This window comes from Flavobacterium inviolabile, from assembly GCF_013389455.1.
Lineage (GTDB): Bacteria > Bacteroidota > Bacteroidia > Flavobacteriales > Flavobacteriaceae > Flavobacterium > Flavobacterium inviolabile.
This window is the reverse complement of the sequence record NZ_CP058278.1, coordinates 2,790,635-2,811,713: the sequence shown is the minus strand read 5'-3', so window position 1 is coordinate 2,811,713 and position 21,079 is coordinate 2,790,635. Positions and strand designations below refer to the sequence as shown.

General features: G+C 36.0%; 22 protein-coding genes and 2 pseudogenes. 13 read left to right on the top strand and 11 right to left on the bottom strand.

The genetic code is table 11. The annotated features are described in order from the left end of the window. Positions 1-66: 66 nt before the first annotated feature. From HW120_RS17745 to HW120_RS12590, 5 genes and pseudogenes are all read left to right on the top strand, one after another. A pseudogene (locus HW120_RS17745) lies at positions 67-144 on the top strand (XRE family transcriptional regulator); the annotation flags it as partial. A 60-nt stretch (positions 145-204) separates the two neighbouring features. After that, positions 205-1,158 (top strand): tetratricopeptide repeat protein, encoded by a 954-nt coding sequence (locus HW120_RS12605; protein ID WP_177734447.1) that lies wholly within the window; start codon positions 205-207, stop codon positions 1,156-1,158. A gap of 46 nt (positions 1,159-1,204) precedes the next feature. After that, positions 1,205-1,612, top strand: coding sequence for a hypothetical protein (locus HW120_RS12600; protein WP_177734446.1), 408 nt, complete (start codon positions 1,205-1,207; stop codon positions 1,610-1,612). 3 nt (positions 1,613-1,615) lie between these two features. Continuing rightward, positions 1,616-2,419, top strand: a complete 804-nt coding sequence (locus HW120_RS12595; protein ID WP_177734445.1) for a hypothetical protein — start codon at positions 1,616-1,618, stop codon at positions 2,417-2,419. Positions 2,420-2,466: 47 nt separating this feature from the next. Further along, positions 2,467-3,357, top strand: coding sequence for an RNA-directed DNA polymerase (locus HW120_RS12590; RefSeq protein WP_246296985.1), 891 nt, complete (start codon positions 2,467-2,469; stop codon positions 3,355-3,357). 322 nt (positions 3,358-3,679) lie between these two features. On the opposite strand, the pseudogene HW120_RS12585 reads toward HW120_RS12590, so the two are convergent. Then, a pseudogene (locus HW120_RS12585) lies at positions 3,680-4,634 on the bottom strand (Fic family protein). Between the two features lie 487 nt (positions 4,635-5,121). Here HW120_RS12585 and HW120_RS12580 point away from each other — a divergent pair. After that, positions 5,122-6,969: an AAA family ATPase gene (locus HW120_RS12580; RefSeq protein WP_177734444.1), complete on the top strand. Its 1,848-nt coding sequence runs from the start codon at positions 5,122-5,124 to the stop codon at positions 6,967-6,969. 2 nt (positions 6,970-6,971) lie between these two features. Further along, positions 6,972-7,796 carry an HNH endonuclease gene (locus HW120_RS12575; RefSeq protein WP_177734443.1) on the top strand — a complete coding sequence of 275 codons (825 nt, stop codon included), beginning with the start codon at positions 6,972-6,974 and terminating at the stop codon, positions 7,794-7,796. 129 nt (positions 7,797-7,925) lie between these two features. Here HW120_RS12575 and HW120_RS12570 read toward each other — a convergent pair whose 3' ends face one another. Further along, positions 7,926-8,363 carry a DUF1801 domain-containing protein gene (locus tag HW120_RS12570; RefSeq protein ID WP_177734442.1) on the bottom strand — a complete coding sequence of 146 codons (438 nt, stop codon included), beginning with the start codon at positions 8,361-8,363 and terminating at the stop codon, positions 7,926-7,928. 222 nt (positions 8,364-8,585) lie between these two features. Between HW120_RS12570 and HW120_RS12565 the strand changes: the two genes are divergently transcribed. The 4 genes from HW120_RS12565 (at position 8,586) to HW120_RS12550 (ending at position 12,017) form a co-directional block, all read left to right on the top strand. Further along, positions 8,586-9,707 carry an ABC transporter ATP-binding protein gene (locus HW120_RS12565; protein ID WP_177734441.1) on the top strand — a complete coding sequence of 374 codons (1,122 nt, stop codon included), beginning with the start codon at positions 8,586-8,588 and terminating at the stop codon, positions 9,705-9,707. Between the two features lie 223 nt (positions 9,708-9,930). Beyond that, complete coding sequence (locus tag HW120_RS12560) at positions 9,931-10,302, top strand: hypothetical protein (RefSeq protein WP_177734440.1); 372 nt, start codon at positions 9,931-9,933, stop codon at positions 10,300-10,302. Positions 10,303-10,490: 188 nt separating this feature from the next. Continuing rightward, a complete protein-coding gene (locus HW120_RS12555) occupies positions 10,491-10,760 on the top strand; it encodes a DUF3817 domain-containing protein (protein ID WP_177734439.1) in 270 nt (89 codons plus the stop codon). Between the two features lie 9 nt (positions 10,761-10,769). Beyond that, entirely contained in the window at positions 10,770-12,017 is a 1,248-nt protein-coding gene (locus HW120_RS12550; RefSeq protein WP_177734438.1) for a mechanosensitive ion channel family protein, read from the top strand. Positions 12,018-12,020: 3 nt separating this feature from the next. Here the strand turns inward: HW120_RS12550 and HW120_RS12545 are convergent, their stop codons facing one another. Beyond that, a complete protein-coding gene (locus HW120_RS12545; protein ID WP_177734437.1) occupies positions 12,021-12,392 on the bottom strand; it encodes an acyl-CoA thioesterase in 372 nt (123 codons plus the stop codon). Beyond that, positions 12,389-12,808 carry an NUDIX domain-containing protein gene (locus HW120_RS12540; protein ID WP_177734436.1) on the bottom strand — a complete coding sequence of 140 codons (420 nt, stop codon included), beginning with the start codon at positions 12,806-12,808 and terminating at the stop codon, positions 12,389-12,391. Before HW120_RS12540 ends, HW120_RS12545 begins: the two co-directional genes overlap by 4 nt. 246 nt (positions 12,809-13,054) lie before the next feature. Here HW120_RS12540 and HW120_RS12535 point away from each other — a divergent pair, with 246 nt between their 5' ends. Further along, entirely contained in the window at positions 13,055-14,299 is a 1,245-nt protein-coding gene (locus HW120_RS12535; RefSeq protein ID WP_177734435.1) for an OmpA family protein, read from the top strand. A 77-nt stretch (positions 14,300-14,376) separates the two neighbouring features. After that, positions 14,377-14,772 (top strand): glyoxalase, encoded by a 396-nt coding sequence (locus HW120_RS12530; RefSeq protein ID WP_177734434.1) that lies wholly within the window; start codon positions 14,377-14,379, stop codon positions 14,770-14,772. Positions 14,773-14,947: 175 nt separating this feature from the next. Here HW120_RS12530 and HW120_RS12525 read toward each other — a convergent pair whose 3' ends face one another. The 7 genes from HW120_RS12525 to hisIE all read right to left on the bottom strand — a co-directional run bounded on the left by HW120_RS12525 (position 14,948) and on the right by hisIE (position 21,078). Then, positions 14,948-15,904: a bestrophin family protein gene (locus HW120_RS12525; RefSeq protein ID WP_177734433.1), complete on the bottom strand. Its 957-nt coding sequence runs from the start codon at positions 15,902-15,904 to the stop codon at positions 14,948-14,950. 26 nt (positions 15,905-15,930) lie between these two features. Then, entirely contained in the window at positions 15,931-16,659 is a 729-nt protein-coding gene (locus tag HW120_RS12520) for a universal stress protein (protein WP_177734432.1), read from the bottom strand. Between the two features lie 113 nt (positions 16,660-16,772). Next, positions 16,773-18,131 carry a HAMP domain-containing sensor histidine kinase gene (locus tag HW120_RS12515; protein ID WP_246296984.1) on the bottom strand — a complete coding sequence of 453 codons (1,359 nt, stop codon included), beginning with the start codon at positions 18,129-18,131 and terminating at the stop codon, positions 16,773-16,775. A 2-nt stretch (positions 18,132-18,133) separates the two neighbouring features. Beyond that, positions 18,134-18,808 (bottom strand): response regulator transcription factor, encoded by a 675-nt coding sequence (locus HW120_RS12510; RefSeq protein WP_177734431.1) that lies wholly within the window; start codon positions 18,806-18,808, stop codon positions 18,134-18,136. A 149-nt stretch (positions 18,809-18,957) separates the two neighbouring features. Next, a complete protein-coding gene (locus tag HW120_RS12505) occupies positions 18,958-19,719 on the bottom strand; it encodes an META domain-containing protein (RefSeq protein WP_246296983.1) in 762 nt (253 codons plus the stop codon). 52 nt (positions 19,720-19,771) lie between these two features. Further along, positions 19,772-20,437: a DUF2461 domain-containing protein gene (locus tag HW120_RS12500; RefSeq protein ID WP_177734430.1), complete on the bottom strand. Its 666-nt coding sequence runs from the start codon at positions 20,435-20,437 to the stop codon at positions 19,772-19,774. A gap of 44 nt (positions 20,438-20,481) precedes the next feature. Then, the gene (gene hisIE / locus HW120_RS12495) at positions 20,482-21,078 is read right to left on the bottom strand and encodes a bifunctional phosphoribosyl-AMP cyclohydrolase/phosphoribosyl-ATP diphosphatase HisIE (protein ID WP_177734429.1); all 597 of its coding nucleotides are present in this window, start codon (positions 21,076-21,078) and stop codon (positions 20,482-20,484) included. Between the last annotated feature and the right edge of the window lies 1 nt (position 21,079).

Genomic DNA, 21,079 nt, shown 5'->3' with positions numbered 1-21,079 from the left:
ACTACTAAAATCTAATTTTAAAAATAATATTTACGTATATTACTAAAAATATTATATTTGGGATTTATGATACATACCGATATGTCAAACAAGAAAATACACCAAGGTCGAAACATAAAGCGTTTCCGTGAAATGCTTGGCATCATGATGGTGAGGTTGGAGAAGTTGATTGAGGGGAAGTAAATATAGTAAAACTTGTAAACAATGAGTTTAAAGCTAACTGACCAGCAAAAAAATCGCCTACAAAGGCTTGAACCTCAATTAAAAAGAGCCATTTCAGAACAAAATCTTGATGCAGCAAAATTTATTATGCGTGATATTCAAGATGTACTTGAAATAACTAATAATAAAACAAGACTAGCACAATATAAAAATTGGCTATATGAATTAGCATTAGAAACTGGCGACTATAATTTTGCTGAAAGAGGTTTTATAGGGAATAGAAAAATTGTAAATAAAAACACTAGAATTTATCTCGAAGCATCAGCATTACTTGCAATCTGTTATTTAAGAACTGAAAAATACGAAGAAGCAAAACCATTAATTCAAGAGGTTCTTAAAAATGACAAGGTTATCAAGTCAGATCGTACCCGACATTTGTTCAAGAAAAATATAATTGAACGATTTGATGAAGAAGTCGCTTTATACTCATTAAAAGATAAAACAGGAAATCCCAATTTTGATATAGATGAATTAGAAAGAGAAGCAGTTGTTTTAATCCAAACCAAAACAGAGGACGAAATATTTGAAAGTCTTGGAAAACAAACTCCACAATACACTAAACATTTAATATTTGAAATTGATAGTTTCTCAAAGAAACAGTTATCATATACTGAACGAAAACTATTACCATCATCAGCAAAAACAATTAAAGATAAAGAAGCTGGAAAAACTGTTTTTTCATCATTTAAAAGGGTAATTTACAATTCAATTTGTGATCCTAAAAGCGAGGTTTATAAAGCTTGGTTTACAAACGGAATGGGAGCAGTTTTAGATAAAAAATATTTAATAACAGCCGTTGTTGGTTCTTTGGCTCAAATGAGTATATGCATAAAAGGTTTAATTGTTTCTGCAATTGCTCTTGTGATAAGATTTGGCCTTGATGTTTATTGTGTTCATTACCAACCTAAAGGAGTAATGGAAATAAGAAAAGAATAAAAGAATAAAGATCTTGGTATTTAATGTTTGCAAGTAATCGATAATCATGGGTAAATTAACTGAAGATGAAACAGTAATTATTTTATGCGAATATCTAAAACAAAATGATTGGATAATTGAAAGTTATTGTTTGGGAAGAAAGCAAGGAATTGTCATTGTAGCTTCCAAATTAAGTATGAAACTTGCTATTGAGGTAAAAGGTGCTAAAGCAAACGATAAATCACCAATAAAAAAGAGAGAGTTTTTTGATAGCGGACAAATAAAAACTCATTTAGGAAAGGCATTAGTTAAGGTACTTGAAGAAAAACATCTTAATCCAAAAATTAATATTGCAATTGCTCACCCTGATGATGTGGATATAAGAAAAAACATTGGGCACTTAATACCCTTTTTAAAACACTTAGGCATTAAACATTTTTGGGTTTTTGCAGATGGAACTGTAATAGAAGAATAAAATATGAAAACAGAAGACAATCAAATTTCATTACAAGAATTTTTAGTAAAAACTTCATATCAAACCCAAACCACATTATCTACTGATAAGCAATGTGAAAACCCTCTAGCCTTTGGTTCAGGATTTATAGTAAAATATAAAAATGAATTGTTTTTTGTTACAGCTGACCATACCTTACATCTTGAAGATTATAAAAAAAACAAAAGAACAGGAATAGAATATGTAGTTTCAATATTCAACAATTATACTCCTCCAGATAATTACCTTTCAACAATATTGACACCTTTAGGTGACTTTCATTATATGGAACAATTTAATCTTGACAAACCTGATTCGGCTAATGAGCTTATTGATATTACACTTTGCAAATTGAAAAATATTAATTTACAATATCCATTCCTTTGTGATGATTCTACATTCAATAAGCATAATAAACTATCAATCTCTGTTGACTGTTTTAGCGAGCCACAAATAGATAAGGATTATTTAATATTTGGGCAAATCAAAACAAGAATAGAAGGAATTCAAGTTTTAAGAGAAAAAACACTAAAAGAGAAATTAAGATTTAAGTCCAAAAATGGAGATTACTTTTTATTTAATACTCCAAAGACTATTATTGATTCAGAAGAATGGGAAGGATTAAGCGGCTCGCCTGTAATCAGTGAAGATGGTCATTGTGTTGGAGTTCTTTGTTCGGTAAATCAAAATTCAAAATCAATATGGGTAATGCCAATTGCAAAAGTTAATATGCTACTTGAAATTGCAATTCAACAAGAGAAATTAGAGACATTAAATTTGAAGAAATAAATTATAATTTTTGCTATTCACAATGACAAATATTAAGCAATAATACAATGACAAAAATTTTAGACCTTAATCATACAGAAGCAAGACAATATTTCCTTAAGGAAGAAAGTTATTTCAATTTTGATTTACCATCATATTTTGCTTTTGAAAACTTATTGCAAGCAGTTTCAGCTCATATAAACAATCAAGACCTTTCAACATTCTACTCTACTTATACAAATCAAGGAGGACATACCAAAAAACATTTTCCTGCTGAATTTGAAGATGTCAATTATAAATTTCTTAATAATAAAGATGGTAAATTTGCATGGAGACCATTCCAATTAATTCATCCTGCACTATATATATCACTTGTTAATACGATAACTGAGCAAACAAATTGGAATTTAATTGTTGCTAGATTTGCTCAATTTCAAGCCAATACGAACATCAGATGTTATAGTATTCCTTTACGTTCAGATAATGAACAATCTGACCGAGCAACTTCAGTTAGTCAATGGTGGCAAACGATTGAACAACAATCATTAGAGTTAGCATTAAAATATGACTATGTTTTGCATACTGATATTTCAGATTGCTATGGTTCAATCTACACCCATTCTGTTCCTTGGGCAATTCATACAAAAGCAACTGCAAAAGTACATAGGCGAGACCTTACTTTAGTTGGAAACTCTATTGATAAGCACTTACAGGATATGGCATATGGACAGACAAATGGAATTCCTCAAGGAAGTGTTTTAATGGATTTTATTGCTGAAATGGTTCTTGGATATGCTGATTTAGAACTTTCAGATAGAATACAACAAGATGGTTTAGTTGATTATGAAATAATTAGATATAGAGATGACTATCGAATTTTTTCAAATAATCCACAAACAGCCGAGCATATAACAAAATTACTAACCGAAATTTTGATTGAGCTAGGAATGCGTCCATAAACTGTGATTCTACCAATTACATCTATATTTTTACTCAATATTATTATTTGTAAAACTCATTCTTTCTCATTCGGTTGTGTTCCCTACTCTATTTTATGCAGAATTTGCGTGAGAGATAGAAGCTAAAGCCCGACCAAAGGATTTTTTAAAGTTGGTACTCTTTGTGGCTTCCGCCACTCGGCTTGCTACTCACACTATAGGCTGTTTCTATATTATTTTGTGGGGGATATTCGGCACATTTTTAGGAACATTAGTTATTATTATGGCGTGTCCCCTGCCCTTTTTCGGTTGCTTATTGGTTGGTTAGGAATCGGTTTATTTCTTATTTAAACTGATATTCGGTTAATCTTAATGTTCCAAATTTATATAAAAGGTCTTGCTCGGTTGCCCATTTTAAATCCCGGCTTGCTGTTGGTGCAGATATGTTTTTAAAGCTTTGCATATAGTCTTTTCGGCTGAATTTGTTTTTGCCGATTTTGTCTTTGAACAGGCGGATTCTGTCTTCTGTGTGAAGGGTTGGATTGGGATTGCAAAAGCCCATCTAATGATTCTGAAATAATGCCGAGCATGAATTCGATAAAAGGTGTTGAATTTCCTTTTTTGTCGGATTCGGATAACTTATTGTAATATTCGTTTTGTTTTTGCTTAATGAGTGATTCGACAGGTAGGTATTCAAAAACGGGATATTGCTGCATTAGAATTAGGGTTTGCCAGAGTCTGCCCATTCTTCCGTTTCCGTCTGTGAATGGATGCATGAACTCGAATTCGTAGTGGAAAACACAGCTTTTAATCAGGATTAAGTCGTTGCCGTTTTTTAGATAGTGAAAAAGGTCTTTTATTAATCCATTTACCATTGTTCCGTTTGGAGCGATATGTTCTACTTTTGAGCCTTTTACGATTCCAACATTGGTCGTTCTTAATTTACCTGGATTGTCAATTAATCCGTTCATTAGAACTGAGTGTGCTTTTACTAAGTCTTTTAACTGATAGGGATTGAATTGGCGGAGTTGTTCATATACTTTTATAGCATTCTGAACCTCTAAAATATCTTTTTGTGGTGCAATGACCCTTTTGTTTTCTAATAAGGCCGTAATTTGTTCTTCGGTCAGAGTATTACCCTCGATTTCTAATGAAGACTGAATGGTTTTAATTCGGTTTTTCTTTCTTAATTCTGTTGCCGGTTTATAGAGATGAAAGGCGTTAATTTCTCCTATTTTTTCTGAAATGGAAGCTACTAATACTAAAACTTTATCCGTAATTGTATAGAGTGGTTTCATGCTTGATAGTATCATTTGATATTATCAAAGGTAGGGTTTATTTGATAATCTATGTACGTTAAAAGAATTAAAGATGATTATTATGGCGTGTCCCCTGCCCTTTTTTCGGCTGTTTATTGGTTGGTCAGGCTTTCTCCTCTCAAAGAATGTTAGGCAGTAAGTTTGCCTGTTTGTGGAAGTTTTTGGGTTCAGATATAAGACAAATCACCTGTATTGCTAAATTTTTTAATGATGTTTTGTGTCATAAAACAGGTGATTTTAAAAATAATAGTTACGGATTTGACTGAAAATATTATATTTGAAATTTATGATATATACTGATATGCTACATAATAAAATATCCAAAGATCTAAATATCAATTGTTTTTATGGAATGCCCGACATCTGGCAGGAAGCCCTGAGCTACAGGTTGGGCGATGATTGTAATCAGAAAAAAGTCGCTCTTCCCAAACAAAAACAATCCGCAGAACTTTTTTACCCAATATAAATGGATAAAGTACAATATTACGGTGTCGGTTTTACATGGAAAGAAGCTGAAATTAAAAATCAATTACCCCGTTTTATCGAAGAGGGCATCTGGGAAAATGGTTTTGAAGATAAATATTTAGAGAGAGTAAATATGGTTGCTGTCGGTTCAAGGATAGCCGCAAAAACTACATATACAAAAAAAGAAAACGGTGAGATGATTTCAATCCTTGAAATTCATGCCATAGGAACTGTTCTTGAAAATTTAAAAAACGGACGAACTTTAAAAGTCAGATGGGATCAAAGTATCGAACCGTTTATCATTAAAAATAAAGGTGCCTATCGTTCTACTATTTCAAGAATCAATAATATTGGAACCATCAAAGAGATCTTCAAAAATGATAAACTTTCTGTTAAGTCAGGTGAATTTCTGTTTTACTTGAGTGGAGAATCTGAAAAAGAGGATTATTTATACCCTTGTTTCATTTTAACAAAAGACAAATGGAATGACTTCGGATATCAAACACAATATGAAGTGTATTATTATGATTCTCTCAAAGAACGTACCTATATTGGCACCACAAAATTTTTAAATAAGGAAAAAGATAATGGTGAGTTACCCAATACCTTTACGTCGCTTGATGATCGTAATATTTGCTCACTTGGGCAATCAAACCACTATTATTTAAATCTTCGGGAAAACTTAAATAAAGAAGTTGCTAACTACTATCTGGACGCCATTAATGATTTAGCCATTAATAAAGGTCTGGTGGAATCATTTGAGCATGAAAAGGGATTCAAGACATCTTTAATCAGAAGCAGTGAAGCCCAAAAAGCACTTCATGAAGGATATAAGATTTATAATGGGTTGGAAACGGATAATACCCTTTGCTTTACTTTTTCAACACAGATTAGCGGGGCAATAGAAAAACACGCTATAAAATTTGATTATTCTGAAAAAGAAGATCTTCCTTTTAGAATCAAAGTCTTAATTGGTAAGAACGGAACCGGCAAAACACAATATATTGCAAAACTGGCCTCAACCTTAAGCGGGTATGAAAAACAAGGAAATTTCTCTACCCAATATCTGCCGCCGTTTAGCCGTGTAATCGCCATTTCCTATAGCCTGTTCGACAGGTTTCCCCGACCAAAACAAACAAAAACCTACAGTTATTATTATTGCGGTTTTCAAAGTGGCAGAGGCTTTCTTACAGACAATCAGGTAAATGCCCGACTAAAAAAAGCATTGGGAATTCTTGAAAAATCAGAAAGAATGCATTTGTTTGGTAAATACATAGCAATTGTATTATCGGATGATATTGCTTTGGATATCCTGGATAAAGATTTTATCGAATTAAATAAAAACGAGTTCACTCTTTATAGTGAAGGTGGATATTCTAAGTATAGCTCAGGTCAGATAGTTATGATACTGATGCTTGCAGAAGTCCTGGCCTATATTACAACAGAATCATTACTGTTATTTGATGAACCGGAAACACATTTGCATCCTAATAGTATTTCTCTTTTTGTAAATGTTATTAATCGCATACTTAAAGAATACAATTCCTATGCCATTATATCCACTCACTCCCCTCAAATCATACAGGAAGTACCGGCAAAAGATATAATAGTTATTGAACGGTTGGAAAACATTCCCAGCATACGGGGATTGGATATTGAAACATTTGGTGAAAATCTCAACACGATTACCGAAAGAATATTTCATACAAATAGTCATGATGAATATTACCGGGAGTTCTTAACCAAGCTTTCAAAAAGTAACAGCTACAGTAAAATTATTGAAATGTTCGAAAAAGAAAGTTTACCGCTTAGTTTAAGTGCTAAAATCTATTTACAATCCCTTTATTAATTATGAAAAATTTAATTCCGTTAACCAGGAAGATTGAGTATTGGGACAATATTGTAAATAATAAAAGAGAAATCCAACGGATACCGCTTCAGGCAATACGCCCCAATATACTGGTTCGAATTACGGATTATACTGATCGTACGACTCCGAATAATTTAGAGACCATACCGGCATCTCCATTTACAGCGCCTCATAGTAATTATCTTCAGGGATGTTATGGAAAGTCCAATAATTTATCAGCTTTAAAAGCACGAATCAAAGACCGGCAAAATAGGCTACTGCGGGCAGAATGCCAATATTGTAATATTGGGGAACCTGAAACATTTGACCATTATTTGCCCAAGAGTGATTTTCCGGAATTTTCGGCACTTTCTATTAATCTGATTCCTTGTTGTGCTAAGTGCAATACCAAAAAAGGGGAAGAATGGCTGTTTGCAGGTAACCGGAAAATCATAAACTACTACTATGACATTTTACCCGATGTTGACTATTTGAGGTGTGATATCGTTTATAGCGCTAATGTGCCGCAAGCTGTTTTTTCAATTGATAGCGCCCAAATACCCGTAAATATTCGCTCGGTAATTGTCAATCATTTTGAAACGCTTCTTTTATTGGACAGGTACAAGCAAAGGAGTAATAGTGAAATAATTGATGTGCTAAATGCCATAACCCCATCTTTAGGAAGATTGACACGTGTGCAAATTCAGGAAAATTTACAACAGGAGGCAATAAATATGAAGGCCAGTAAAGGACGTAATTATTGGAGGGCTATACTAAGAACTGCTCTATCTGATTCGAACCGGTTTCTAACGGAGGCCGGATTTTAGAATGATCCCATTAAAGTATTAAATCCTGTAATGTTTAAAGGATAGCCCCCTGCCCTGCCCTTCGTGATTATGTTGTTTTAAATGAGTAAAGAGCAGATCAAAGCTTTAAGAGCCCGGTATTAAACACGTCTACTTCTCCCTGCACGCACATTCATGATGTTCATTAAGGTATTTAAAACTATCCTCGCATATTTCTTTTAAAGCGGGAATATTAATATCGGATAGCTTTTTGATATAGATACAGGCTTTTGAGATTTTATATTTGCCAAGATTGTCCAATAGATGCTTGTTTTCCTCCGTTGGCGAAAACACATATAACGAAAAGGCTGCCTTTCGTGGTGAAAAGCCAATAAGCGGTGCATCGCCTTCGTGTCCGCTGGCATATTTATAATGGTAATTACCGAATCCAATGATCGTTGGACCCCACATTTTGGGTTCAAATCCCGACCATTCCGACATTAATTCAATTAAGCGGAAGCTGTCGGCTTTCTTTTGTTCATTATCGACATAAGCGTTGATAAAATCAACCACATTAACCGCTGTATAGGTTGTTTTGTTTTTTGCCATAACGTTTAAATTTTAATACTGCCTGAAAATGTACTTATACATACAAAACTAAACAAATAGATCCAGATTATAGAAGGTATTCCCGGAACTAAATTTTATCCGGCATCCTGCTGTCTGGAAATAGCGCTCCGGTTTTACTATTGCGGAGACAAATATTTAAAAAAGATGAAATAATTATACAATTAACCCGTTATAGTATCGGATATTAACAAAAAAAATAGGATGATTTCAACAGAAACACAAGAACACTCCAATTGGTTTTTAAAATTCTTTTTATGCCTTTTAGCCATTGTAGGAGCTGTCAATTCTGTTATTTATACAATCGCTCCCCTTTTGCCTGCAAAATGGGCAGCACGGATCATTCCTGTTGGATTATCGATGTTACTCATTGCGATTCTGTTTTCGGTTGGTTTTTCAATTTACTGGCATTATAAAGCTAAAAAAGGGAAAATTAATTCTCAGAAATACCGTATCTGGCTGACAGCGTTATTGCGTTATTGGCTGGCATTCCATATCATGATATTTGGATTTGAAAAATTGTTTGAGGTCAATTTTGCATTTGCAAATCATCTGGAAGACGCCCTGGTTAATACCTTGACCGGAACGGAACTGACCTGGAAGTATTACGGATCCACCTATGGTCTTGCCGCAATTGTTGGTGTTTTTCAGATTGCAGGAAGTATTTTTTTATTGTTCAGACGTACGGTATTATTAGGTGTGGCAACACTGCTGCCGGTACTTTTTAATATTGTATTGATCAACATCTTTTATGGAATCGGACCGATTACGACTTTTACTTCAATGCTAATGACTTTAGGCTTATGCTATTTGCTATTGGAGCGAAAAGATGCCATAATAGCCTTGTTTACGAAATATAAAAACCCATCGCCGGCTATAGGAAATAAAGCACTTCGGGCTGTCGTACGGGTGCTGTGTATAGTGATTCCTTTGGTATTTATCATGTATTACCGCTATGATGTTCATCTTTCCGATAAATATTTTGGAAAGTGGAAAGTGGATAGCATGATGCGCAACGGAAAGAAGATTGCTGAAAATGCATGGGAGAAAGACACTTCCGCCTGGAAAGTGGTTTACATTGAGGAACGCGGTAAAATATACTACAGCCCGAATCCGCATGTGTATGTAGACAGTACTTCGGTATTAATGCGCTATCAGTATGACGATACCAAAAACAGCTTACAGGTTATCGCTTACGAACGCAATCCTGCCCAACCGGATACTATTCCGGTGCAGATTAACAAATTCAACGGCAGTACGATGCAATGGAATATGGTACTGTATAAGGATACCATACAAATGCAGTTGAAGAAAGTAATCCGGTAATTTTCACTTTCAGGGTTGAATTATAGTCTTTTACCGTAAAGCACATTTCGGGAAAGTTAAATGAACGGGTATTCATCATTATGCAGGAAGATTAAGGCTGAAATCAGGGCCGGGAATATTTCTTAAATGAAAAAATCTCACTTTTTATTAGTAAAAAAACAATAAAAGATTATTTTTGCATACCTAAAAATAAAAATCCAACTAATTTCAAATTATAAGTACTGTGGAAAATCCAACTGCACAAAAACTAATCAATAAAATCCAGCTTGATTTATTCAAAAAAGGATTCAACGCCGAAACTTTAATTGAAGATTTAAAAAAATTACGGGAGTTTGCTCTTGAAGAACAAAACCCGGTTTTAGTTAAAGCGATACGTTTAGCTTACGAACATGTTGAAGAAAACGGCGCATTTTTAATTACGATCCCGGATGATGAACCTTTAGAAGATGAGTTGGAAACGGAATCGGAAAATGTGAAAGCTGAGGAAACAGATTTAGAAAGTTTGGAATATTTGATCTCCCTGTTTGCAGATTTGAAAAACAAAAACAATATTTCTGATTTAAGAGAATATAACAAAGCATTTTTAGCATTCTAAACTAAAAACAGCCTGTAAAATATGCTAAAACTGTACTTTTTTAAGTGCAGTTTTTTTATGTATTTTAGTGAATAATTAACGAATTTTCTTCTTTTCTAACTTACTTTTGGGCTAATTTTGAGCGTTTTTTGGAGGCTTTTCAATAAAACCGGTATTTCGTTTATAATCAACCCCTTAAATAATCACAGATGTTACGTTTTTTTAAAATTATTGCTTTTCTGGAAGGGATATCCCTCCTGCTCCTGTTGTTTGTGGCCATGCCTCTAAAATATATGTATGACAAACCGGAAATGGTTCGTTTCGTTGGAATGGCACATGGATTACTGTTTATCGGTTATATTGTAATCGCCAGTATGCTGAAAATGGAAGAGAATTGGTCGTTTAAAAAATACTTCCAGGTTTGTATTGCATCGGTAATTCCTTTCGGTACTTTTTATATTGAGAAAAAAATTCTGTAATTTTAAAATATGAAAATCTTTAATTGGGCATATAAAATCCTGAAAAACCTTGATTTCAGTGATACTACGGCAAGTTATCTTAACCTGGCAGTTAATATAATTGTCCTCGTTGTTGTGGCTTATATTTTAGATTATATCTTTAAAAAAATACTGATTATCATTCTGGCGATAATCGCAGAAAAAACAAAATCGAGTTTTGACGACTTTTTGGTTGCCAATAAAACAGCCAAATATGTTGCCCATCTGGTTCCTTTGTACTTTATCAGCAAAGTTGTTCCGGTTGTCCTAAAAAACTTTGTCTACTGGGAGAGCTTTTTCGGAAAAGGCGTAAAAACCTATATGGTCTTCCTTTCGCTGTGGATCATCCGAAGTATCTTTAACTCCCTGAAAGACTACCTGAAAGAAAAACCCAAGTTTAGCGACAAACCGATAGACAGCTATACCCAGGTAATCATGATTATCCTTTGGGTTTATGCTATTACATATTTGGTATTGATCCTTTTCGATACCAATTTCAAAACGCTGTTGGGGACTTTCGGGGCTATTTCGGCGATTATCATCTTAATTTTCAAGGACACCATATTGGGTCTGGTGGCCAGTATTCAGGTTACCGTTAACGATACGGTTCGTATTGGCGACTGGATCACGATTGATAAATTCGGAGCCGACGGTGATGTTATTGAAATCAACCTGGCTACCGTGAAAGTCAAAAATTTTGACAATACCACAACAACGGTTCCTACTTACAGCCTTATCTCCGATTCGTTCCGGAACTGGAGAGGAATGCAGAACTCAAACGGGAGAAGAATTAAACGTCATATCCTGATCAAAGAAAACAGTGTCCGCTTTATTCATGCGAATGAAATAGATCATTTTAAGAAGATTCAGCTGATTACGTCCTATATCGAACACAGGCAGTCGGATATTGAAAAATACAACACGAATAACAACATCAATAAAGAACTGGCAATTAACGGCCGCAACCTGACAAATTTAGGATTGTTCCGTAAATACCTGACCAGTTATATAGAAAGTCATGCCGGTATCAATAAGGAAATGACCCTGATGGTACGTCATTTACAGCCTACAGATAAAGGTATTCCGATAGAAATATACGCTTTCGTATCCGATAAAAGATGGATCAATTATGAGCATATCATGGCCGATATTTTTGACCACATCATTGCGGCTGTAGACTATTTTGATTTGGAGATATTTGAATTACCGTCTAATAATAAAAATTATATAGGGGAATAAACCCTATATAATTTCTACTTCGGTTTTTCCGTGGGGAGCCGGACGCCCAAAACTGTCCAGATTTACCATAGTAATGGCATCAACCGTGATAATGGTTTCTTTGGTCATTACGTTACGCACTTCACATTTCATTATAATGGAGCTTCTTCCGAATTTTACAAGATCGATACCGATTTCGATAATATCCCCTTGTCTTGCCGAACTCATAAAGTTGATTTCCGACATAAACTTGGTTACAATCTTGTTGTTTTTTAGCTGAATGATTGCAAAAAGTGCTGCTTCCTCATCAATCCATGATAAAAGCATTCCTCCGAATAAGGTTCCGTTAGCATTCAAGTCTTCTGGTTTTACCCATTTTCTCGTTTGATATTTCATATAGTAAACTTTTGAAGCGCCAAATTTACTATTTCTTCGTGGTCAAATGCTAATTTTGGAAGCGCTTTTATTGAAAACCATTTTGCCTCCCGGGCATCATCGGCTGCTATAGCGATCGTATCTTCCGCTACCTCACCATAATAGGCTACCGAAACCACATGATTTCGGGGATCTCTGAAAGGCTTGCCAAAAGCACCAATCTGCTCCAGCTGTGTTACCGCGATCGTCGTTTCTTCATAAAGTTCCCGTATTGCTGCTGCCATAAGATCTTCGTTTAAATCGACGAAGCCGCCGGGCAGTGCCCAGCAGTTTTGAAAGGGCTCGTTATTCCTTTTAATTAAAAGCAGGTAGTCGTTGGCCGGTGTTTTTTTTACGATTACCGCGTCAACTGTTAAAAAAATGTTAGAATTCCTCATAAAGTTAGAATTATGTATGCTGTAAATATTCAGCTTTTTTTTGTTATAAAAATACATTTTTAAGTTCCGTATGTGAAAAAATCAGCAAAAAAAAGATACTTTTTTTGAAGAATAATGAACGCAAAAGCCCAGTTTTCAAGGCAAAGGTACTGTTTTAAACACTTTAAGCCCGGTCAATCTCCCTATCTTTGCCCTAAATAAATAAGAATATTCAGCGGTTATCGTTGAATGAAAAAGTAAAGACATATGAAAAGAATTATGCTGCCTTTATTCGTAACGGTACTTTCTTTAGGTACTGCTACAGCTCAGGAAACCCCAGGTTTTAACAAATGGTCCATTGACATTAACGGAGGAATCAGTAAACCTACTACTCCCCTTACTACCGGTTACTATACTAAAGATTACAATCTTTTTCATGCTGACCTTGGAGTACGTTATATGTTTAACAACAAATTCGGTTTAAAAGTTGATGTTGGATACGACCAGTTTGAGAACGCTTCAAAAAGTGCTTCTTTTGATGGTAAATATTACAGAACGGATATCCAGGGTGTTGTAAATTTAGGACGTGTGCTTAACTTTGAAGAATGGACGCAGCGATTAAACGTTCAGGCACATACCGGTATTGGTTATGCTTTTATGACAAATGACCGGTTTGAAGGAACAGATAACATGTTAAACCATATTATCGGTCTTACCGGACAGGTGAAATTATCGGAAAGAATCGCTTTAAATGCCGATTTCTCGATGATTAACAATGTACGTCAGTCCAATACTTTCGATGGCGGTATTGCGCCGGAAGACAGAGGTTTTAACGGAACATTATACAATGCTACTATTGGTCTTTCGATCTATTTAGGAAAGAATGCCAAACATGCCGACTGGTATTATGAAGAAAGCAAAGTAGACAAATTAGCCGAATTGGAAAAAAGAGTTGGTGATCTGGAAACCATGATGAATGACTCAGATAAAGACGGTGTGCCGGATTATTTAGATGCAGAGCCAAACTCTATTCCTGGTGTTGCAGTAGATACAAAAGGAAGAACGATTGACAGAAACAACAATGGTATTCCGGACGAACTGGAAAGCTATTTAGAGAAAAACTACGGTGGATCAGGTAACAGCGGTGCCGGTTTGAGTAACGAAACGATCAAAGACATGATCAACCAGGGATATGTTAATGTTTATTTTGACTTTAACTCTACCCAACCGTCTTCAAACTCTGTTTCAGGATTGGACTTCCTGGCGAAATTCTTAAAAGCAAATCCATCTGCTAAAGCAGAAGTAATCGGATATGCAGATGAAATCGGAAATACAGACTATAACAAAGACTTATCACACAGAAGAGCACAAACGGTAAAAACAATTCTTGCTAAATCCGGAATTGAAGCTTCAAGAATGACCATTGTTGGTAACGGTGAAGATAACTCTGTTGCAAAAGACTCTAAAGTAGCCCGTCAAATGGTTAGAAGAGTAACTTTCAGAGTGAAGTAATTAACAATACGTTATTCATAACTTATTAAAAACCGCTGCAATTACGCAGCGGTTTTTTTTTAACTTTAAAATAAAAAATGGAAAATCGCGACACTTTCCTGATTGATCTTAGAGGTGAAGCCTTGGGAACAATCACAGAGCAATCTTCATCGGAAGAAATTTTTCAAAACAAAATCTTACGTCCGATTTTAAGATTACAAAATGAACTCTTTATTCAGGTTTTCCTGAATTATGCTGTAAAACAGAAAAATGTTTTCTTTTCCTTAACCCCGGATAAAAAATTAGCGTATATCGAAAATGTAATCCAGCGGGACATTAAATTCAGAAATTCCTTAAAAGGGATGATTTTAGGACTCTTTACAGTTGAAGAATATCAGGAATATATTAAGAACTCATCCAATCTGAATAAGAGAATGATGAATGTCTTAATCGAGCGGTTAAAAAGCCAGGTACAATTATTAGAATTGGATTAATAACAAAAAGGGCAGTGAATTCACTGCCCTTTTATCATTTTTTAGCTATTAATTTAGTTTGCCGGCTGCTGGTGGCTGCAATTTATTGATAACAGGCAGCATAATGCTTTAATTGTTGGGAATCAATAAAAAAAGGGATCCTGACGATCCCTTTTCATGGTATGCCTGCTATCTACTATAACACAAAATAGGCATTTTTTACCGGTTGTATGTGTGCTAAATTCACCTCTTCTTTGGTTGCTTCTCCATCAAACTCAAACTCGTTTCGATATTCATTCACCATTTGAAGCAGATTCTTTTCAATAGTATTGGAAATCAGGATCATTGGTGTATCGGTCGGTCGGTTTTCAAACGGATCCTGCAGGTGTATTGCCATCTTTTCAATCAGGAAGAAAGCTGCACCAATCGTGGTTACCAGCGGAATTCGGAACCATCCCAGAAAATCAGTAAGCCCGAAAGGCAGTAAGATCAGGAACAGGAACAACGTAAAGCGGATGTACAAGCTGTATGTGGTTGGGAAAATGGTGTTTTTAATACGCTCACACTTACCCATTGAATCACACAGCCGGGTTAAAGTATTGTCAATTTCAACCTGCTGGTACACATTGATTTTTCCTTCTTCATTGGCTTTTCTTAACTCCTTTACATGTAGCATCAATATAGCATTTGGAACGTGTTTGTGCTTTTTAACAAAACGCAGCTCTTCCTCAGTCAGTAAAGACTTTATCGGCTTTATCGGATCTTTGCCACGCAACGATTCGCCCAGACTGTAACACCATGCCGCCTGCCTGTTTGCAAAACGCTCTTTATAATCATTTGCCCTTGTTGAAAAATCAGGATCTTTATAAAAACCGATCACCTGACGCATTAAGGAACGCGAATCATTAACAATCGCACCCCATACAATTCGGGCTTCCCACCATCGGTCATAAGCCTGGTTGGATTTAAACGCCAGCAATAAGGAAATAATCGTCCCGATAATTGACGGTATCGCAATTGGAATTTTTGTCGGAACGGTTTGGAAATAATGGTGGAAAATTTCAAAAGAAACGCAATACAATACAATTAATGCTAATTCCATTCGTATTTTTCCCAGTATATATTTTAGGGGTACTCTTTTTTTTAGTAACATACATTAGTGTTTTTAAGATTATAAAATCAAACCCTCTCTTCATATAAGGATAGTACCGGAAGTCCTAAAACTTCATTAACATGGCTATCCGTTCTCTTTTTTAAGCGGTTTTTTTCGGGTTTTCGGGTTTCAACCAACAGGTCAATATTGTTTTTTGAGATAGTTTCAGACAGGTATGGTGTAATGTCTTCCGGTTTTTGTTCTTCAAATACCGATGCCTGGCTTACAATTTTAAAACTGAACTTCTCACTTACAATTTTTTGAAGATCCTGAATCCCGATTTTTGTTTGTGTATGTTCGAGATACAGCGCTTTATTAAAATCACGTTCCTCTTTATTGTAGCCCATGTGCAGTATCGGGCATTTGCAATTGGAAACGAGCTGCAATAAATGACGTTGTGTTCTATTCGTATTGGATTTGTACGATTGGGTAAGAATAACCAATCCTACCGAAAAATGTTCCAGAAGATTCTTAATCAACGGTGCAGAAATACCAAACTGGTGGTGCACCTTAAGCTGGCAGTTTTTGGTAGCGGCAACAATGCTTTTGCATTCCTGTAGTAATTCGTGCTGGGCTTCCGTCATTTCCGGTACTGCGGTGCGAAGGAAAAATGACGGGGAATAAATAGAGCCCGGAACATCTGTAACGGTAGTTAAAACAATTGTACAGCTTTTGCTTTCGGCATATTTTATAGCTGTTTTGATTGCATCAATAGTATCACTTTCAAACTGGGTAGGAATAAGAATATTGTTCATCGGTATAATTTTTAATGTTTTATACCAGCAAAACAACTGCACCCAGCTTATAATTTTATTAAACTAAAATTAGAATATTCTAAGATTTTACATTAGAAATTCTAATGTTGCCTTTATCTTTTAAAAATGATACTTACGATGGTTCCTTTATCGGCTTCCGATTGTATGGATAATTCACCGTTGTGCATACGGATAATTTTCATTGCCAAAGGAAGTCCCAGCCCGTAACCCACATATCGGGAGGCTTTTTTACCCCGGAAGAACGGCTCATAAAGATACGGGATATCTTCCGGCGGGATTCCGATTCCGATATCGGTAATAACGATTTTAAGATGTTCCGCATTGGCTGTAACATTTACAAAAACTTCCTCATTATCGGAATATTTCACGCCGTTTGTAATGATATTTCCTATTGCGAGTTCTAATAAAGGCTTGTTGCACGGTAAAACCAACAGGGAATCATCTTCCGGAATGTCGCTCAGATTAATACTCACTCTGTTACCCGGATAAATTTTATCGAGGTCACTTTTCACTTCCAGCAGCAATTCATCCACGCGGATAATGTCCTGTACCTGTTTTTTGCCGTCATAACCGGTTTGCGTAAGTTTTAACAGGCTTTCAGTCAGGTTGCTCAATCGGGAAGCCTGATGGTGGATGTTTTCCAGTGTGCCGATGTATTCTTCGGTTCCCCTTTCTTTTAGCAGGGTAATTTCTGTTTCTGCAATGATGGTCGTAATAGGTGTTTTTAATTCGTGGGAGGCATTATTGATAAAATTGGCCTGTATTTCAAACGAGGTTTCCAACCGGTCAAGCATATCGTTGAAGGTTTTGGTCAGATCGGCAAGTTCATCGGAATCATTCACCTCGGGTAAGCGATTGTGCAGATTGGAAGCACTGATCCGTTTCACCTCGCTGGTAATCCTTGAAACCGGATTGATAACGCGCAAAGCCAGAAAACGCCCGAAAAAATAAGCTAAAATGATAAATCCTAAACCGCATAACAATAAAATACGGGTAATGAATAAAGTACTGGCACTGCCGCGAAGATCTTTAGCCGACACGATAACCATATATTTCACACGGGCCTCATTAAAAATCTGCCCGTAATAATACAAGCCGTTTTCTTCTATCCATCCGGAATTGTTTTTCATCACGGAAGAATAAAATTCGGCCGGTAACTCCAGATCCGTATTGTATTCAAAAGAATTGGAACTGTTTACTTTTAGTACATATTCTTTCTCTTCTTTCAGCTCCTCCAGTCCGTTTGTCTTTAATTCCTGGTAATATTTTGCCTTTAACGGATCGTGCTGATAGTGGATTGATGCTACAATTTTAGCCCGGTCCTCCAGCCTTTTTCTAAAGTAATACTGATTATTCTGTTTGAATAAAAAGAAAACAACAGTACATAATAACAAAGTACTGAATCCGGAAAGGGCAATATAATTGATCGTAATCTTCTTTTTGATCTGCATAATTATTCTTTTATAACATACCCTAAGCCTTTAATGGTATGGATTAGCTTATTCTCATAAGGATGGTCAATTTTTTTACGCAGATAATTAATATAAACATCAACTACGTTGGTATTCATGTCAAAATTGATATTCCACACATTATCTAAAATCTTGGCTCTGGATAAGATCGTGCCGGAATTTTTTGCCAGATAGTACAATAAACTAAACTCTTTGGCGGTAAGCACTATCGAAGTTTCGTTTCTTTTAACTGTTTTAGAACGGAGATCGATCTCTAAATCGTCAATTATGATTTTTTCAACGGGTTTCTGATCCTGTCCTGCTCTGCGGGCCAAGGCATTTACCCGGGCTTCAAGTTCGGTAAACTGAAATGGTTTTGCTAAATAATCGTCGGCACCAGCATTTAAACCGTGCACGATGTTTTCACTGCTGCTCAGCGCTGTCAGTATCAATATAGGGACATAATTAGCAGCCGCTCTTAAACGGCGGCAAATCTCAATTCCGTTAATATCCGGCAGCATGATATCAAGTATGATAACATCAAAACTGGTATTACTAATCATTTCAAGGGCTGTTGTTCCGTCTAAGGCAGCACTTACATCATGATTCTTTTCAGAAAGTCCTTTTCTTAATGCAGCAAGCAGATTGGGTTCATCTTCAACAATTAATAACTTCATTTCCTTAATGGTAATTTTCACAAAAATAGGAATTAAAATTAAAAATCAGCTGTTGCGATCCAATCTGCTTGCTATTGTAAATAAAAAACTTTATTTATGTTTAAGTTTAATAAAGTGTATTTAAGTATTTGTATTTTAAATTGTTAAAACTAATCTACTTTTTTAAAAACCAGTTTTATACCGTCCGGATTGGAAAGGTATAATCGGTTGTTTTTTATTTCATAACCGGTTGCACTTTCTAAAGCTTTCAGGAATTTTGCTTCATTTGAAATTTTATCACACAGCATTCTCGTAGTCCCGATTCCGGTAAAACGTAGCAGGTTTCTTTCAGAAAATAATTTTCCAAACATCCTGTTGCAGCCTGCCGAACCGCTGAAACGGGCTTCTGCGGCATTTATTTCCATATTCGGACGGGTATTGAAATCGGAATCGGCTACTTTTTGCCCTTCCATTTCTTCCAGTACCCAGATATCGTGCAGGCGGTAATCCACGATATAATTCCCACATCCCTGAAGATTTTTGAAATCTTTGTCTCCGGTTAATTTCAGCGCCACTTTTACGGCATAATTGTGCTCCTGATCAGACATGCCGTCAGAACATTTGCCCTGTGTAATGGTTATTTTGATCTCGCCGGCTTTCGATCTGGAATGATAACTTTTAATATTGGCATCCATTACCCGCACCGGTTCCACTCCGTCAAAGACAATGCCTTCCGTATTTTCCGGTGTTGTGTACTTAATTTGTCGGGCACTGATTTCAATAGCCCAGAAAGGTTCTGTTCCGATACTCTTAAAGTAAACCTGTTCCGGCTGCTGCTCACGGGTATCTCTATTTGTTGTTTCCTGTTTCACTTTAGTACTGTTGCAGGCAAATAAAGTCATTGCCAGCATTAAAATAGCTAATCTTTTCATCGTATTCTTATTTTTAATGACCAATACTTTACAGAAACCGTACCAATTTCAGTTAATACAGGGATTCTCCGTTCAGGTTTGTCGATAAAACGTCACTCATATAGTCAAAAAACGGACGCATGGCCTGAAAGGTAGCCAGTACTTCCTTTTTAAAATCGGGATGGATAACCTCTTGATCGGTAAAGCTTTTGGATACCAGGAATTGTTTTTTACGAATCAGATCGATGGCAGGATGTGCCTTATCAAAACCTTTCGGCGCTGTTTTAAGTTCATCTCCTTTTAACTCACCAAATACCTTTTGAAACGTAGGATCGGCAATAATAGCGCGGATTTCTTCATCATCCATTTCAAACTCCTTCCGGATCCGGTTCAGGTCTTCCGTATTGGGATCCCAGAATCCGCCGCCAATAAAACTGGCGCCCGGTTCGATATGCAAATAATAACCGCCTCTTAATAACGGCTTGGTTCGTGAAAATCCCACACTAAAATGATTTTTATAAGGGGATTTGTCTTTTGAAAAACGGACGTCTCTATAAATTCTAAAGACCTGCATTTTATCGATACTGTCCAGTTTTTCTAAGTCGTCGTTGATTTCCTTAAAAAAGGATTTTACTTTTTTTTCATGGCTTTGAAACTCTTTTTTATGTGCTGCAAACCATTCCCTGTTATTGTTTTTTTGTAAGGCTACAAGAAACTCCAGTTCTGCTTTTGTAATCATTTTTTTATTTTAAAAGTACAAATTATTTGCTTCTGTTTTTAAAATTATTTAGCTCTTTGCTCCAAAATTGCAACAACATCCTGTAGTTGAAATCCTTTTGCCTGAAGCAGTATCAGATAGTGAAATAGCAAATCGGCGCTTTCATTTAAAAACAGCGTGTTGTTGTCATCTTTTGCCTCGATGATTACTTCTACCGCTTCCTCTCCTACTTTCTGGGCAATCGTATTGATTCCCTTTTGAAACAGGGAAGCGATATAACTATTGGTTTCCGGTTGCTCTCGCCGTTCTTTTATGGTCTGTTCCAATACCGACAGAAAGCCAAAGGATGGATTATTGGCTTCACCCCAGCAGGTATCGGTACCTTTATGGCAAACCGGACCTGCGGGAAGTACTTTTAGAAGCAGTGTATCGCGATCGCAATCGGACCGGAGCGATACCAGCTGCAGGTAATTGCCGCTCGTTTCTCCTTTTGTCCACAATCGGTTTTTTGTACGGCTAAAAAAGGTCACTTTCCGGGTTTCCAGCGTTTTGGTATAGGCAGCTTCATTCATATAGCCAAGCATCAAAACAGTGGCTGTACGGACATCCTGTATGATGGCCGGAAGCAATTGGTCGGGATTTTTATTAAAATCGGGTGTCATT